The 2,626-nt window shown below is 64.8% G+C and carries 2 protein-coding genes; both read right to left on the bottom strand.

What is annotated here, in order from left to right:
* Positions 1 to 174: 174 nt before the first annotated feature.
* Positions 175 to 1,572, bottom strand: coding sequence for a phosphoglucomutase/phosphomannomutase family protein (locus I2E26_RS04080; protein ID WP_195419700.1), 1,398 nt, complete (start codon positions 1,570 to 1,572; stop codon positions 175 to 177).
* A 116-nt stretch (positions 1,573 to 1,688) separates the two neighbouring features.
* Entirely contained in the window at positions 1,689 to 2,594 is a 906-nt protein-coding gene (locus I2E26_RS04075) for a homocysteine S-methyltransferase family protein (RefSeq protein ID WP_370551438.1), read from the bottom strand.
* Between the last annotated feature and the right edge of the window lie 32 nt (positions 2,595 to 2,626).

Genomic DNA, 2,626 nt, shown 5'->3' with positions numbered 1-2,626 from the left:
TCCGGTTCTCAAGGTACGCGCCGGGCGGTCCTCCTCGGAGCCGCGCGGCGGGGATTAATAATGCCATAGCGCCCGGGGGCCGTCTACCCACGTCACCATGTTCACATTCCCTACACATATCCGAGACGCATGACCGGCCGCCGCGCGCTGGCGGCCTCCCGGCCGACGGGCTCCCTACTCGATAGCCCCGCGTGCTAGCGCCGCCGCGGCATCGAGCAGCAGATCGCGCTCCTCGATCGACGAGGCCTCCGCATAGACCCTTACGACGGGGTCGACGCGACTGGGTCGCAACAGGAGCCAGGCGCCATCATCGAATGCAAGACGGAGACCGTCCATATGGCTCACCGCGGCCGGGATCCTTCCCGCGACCGCCCGCGGATTCACACCGGGCAGCATCGCATTGAGCATCTCCACCTGCTCCATACGGAGCCTGACGTCTCGCTGGCCGTACCAGCTTTCCCCCACGCGTTCGACAAGCTCTCGGCTCAACTGCTTCAGGCCCTTGCCGGTACGCACCATGAGGTCGGTCAGGGCCGCCACCGCAAGGATTCCGTCACGCTCCCGGCTGTGCTTCGGTATGCAGATGCCGCCCTGGCCATCCGTCGCCAACAGCACATCGGAGCGATGGAGTTCTTCATATATATAGGTATAGCCCACCGGCTTCACCACGACACGGCACCCGAGCATCTCCGCCGTGCGTCGTAGGGTATTCGACGAGGCGACACCCGCCACGACGCGCCCGTGCAGCCCGCGGACTTGTACGAGGTAGGCGAGCACCAGCGACGCGACCACGTCGGGATCTATATACCTTCCGTCCTCGTCCACCGCCCCCATGCGCTCGGCATCGCTGTCTGTTGCAAAGCCGGCCAGGGCGTCGCACGCGGCAACCGCGCGCTCGCACTCGTCTATCCAGGGCTCCGCGGGATTGGAGCACATGGCCGCCGCCCCCTGATCTCCGCAACCATGCATCTCCAACACGCGCGCGCCCATATCCGACAGCATCGACGGCACACAGGCGGAACCGACGCCGTACATCGCGTCATATACCACGGTGCAGGCATCGACCGCATCGTCGGATGACGAAAAGTAGCTCGCCACCTCGTCTCGATAAGCCGTTAGGAGATCGGCGCGCGACCACGGCCCGCTTGCCGAAGCGTACTCGGGCTCGATCAGTTGCTCGATATCGTCGAGAAAACCGCGCAGGTCGTCGCCGCGCCGCATATCGCGCAGCTTGACGCCCAGATATCCGGCAGGATACGAAGAACTCGTCACCATAAAGCACCCGACCGCCGAAAGATCCCGCGTCATCGCATGGGCAACCGCGGCCGTAGGGAGCGCTTCGCTCGCCATGACAACGCGCAGCCCGACGGCCGCCAACTCGGCTGCAGCGCATTCCGCAGCCTCACGCGCGCCGGAACGAGCATCGAATCCAACGTACACGACGCCCCCGGGGGCGGACCCATGCCAATAGCGGCCGGCCGCCTCCGCGATACGCCCAACGTTTTCACACGTGAACGCTTCGGCACAGCGTGCATACCAGCCATCGGTTGAAAAGTGAATGATGTCGGACATCGAACGGGGTTCCTTTCGATAGGGCAGCCATATAAAAGGATACTCTACCAATCACGTCACAAGCTAATTCCAACAACGAGTACAAACCGCCGCCATGACGCGTCGAAAGCCCATGCCTAGAGCTTATCCAGCAGACCCGCCAAGGCGCAGGTGGTTCGCGCCGATGTGCCGCAACATCCCGCAACCAAACGGACACCCTGCTTCACCCATGCATCGCAAGCTTGGACGAAGGCATCGGGGTGCTCGCCCCATTGCACCGCGCCATCCTCATAGCCGATGGGTGCGCCGCCGTTGGGACGCACCATGAGCGGCAGCGAGGTGGCTTCGACCATGCGGGGCACCGCGCACGCGGCCGCTGACAGCGAGCAGCAATTCACGCCCGCGGCATCGACGCCGCGCTCCTGCAGATACGAAAGGACCGACTCGATAGGCAGCCCGTCTTTCAGGAGGCGCCCCTCCTCGTCTATCACCACGCTCGCCAGAACGGGCATCCCGTCAGCCACATCGAATACGCCGGCAAGGGCGGGATCAAGTTCGGCCAACGAGGTGAACGTCTCGAGCAAGATGCCCGATACGCCGGCATCGAGCAACGCGTACGCCTGCTGACGATACGCCGCACACGACTGCTCGAACTCGGGCGAACCATGCAGGGAAGACGCCAGGCCGCACGGACCCACGCTGCCCAGCAGCAACTCGACGCCGCGCACGCGGGCGCAATCCACCGCAGCGCGATTCATCTCGCCCACCCGGCGGTCGATGCGGTCACGCTGCAACGAGAGCGCGTTTGCCTGAAAGCTATTGGTTATGAGCACCTCGGCGCCGGCTGTCGCATAAAGCAGATGGTGGCGCGAGACCGTTTGGGGCTCGGCCACATTCCAGAGTGCCGATGGGATATCCGCGCTTCCCGGCTCTCCCTGCAAGACGCTGCCCATGGGGCCCTGCGCCAGCAGCACGCCCTCGGCCAGGCGGTGGCGCAGCTTCTCGGCCGCCTCGCGATCGTAGCGTTCGAACCTCTCGTCCACGCTAATCCCTGCCCATGGAGATGCCCTGCGCC

The sequence above is a fragment of the Collinsella sp. D33t1_170424_A12 genome (assembly GCF_015554865.1).
Lineage (GTDB): Bacteria > Actinomycetota > Coriobacteriia > Coriobacteriales > Coriobacteriaceae > Collinsella.
This window is presented reverse-complemented; position numbering and strand designations above follow the sequence as displayed.

Excerpts from the sequence above, each read along its gene's own strand:
- I2E26_RS04080 (WP_195419700.1), bottom strand. The coding sequence starts at position 1,572 with ATGTCCGACATCATTCACTTTTCAACCGATGGCTGGTATGCACGCTGT.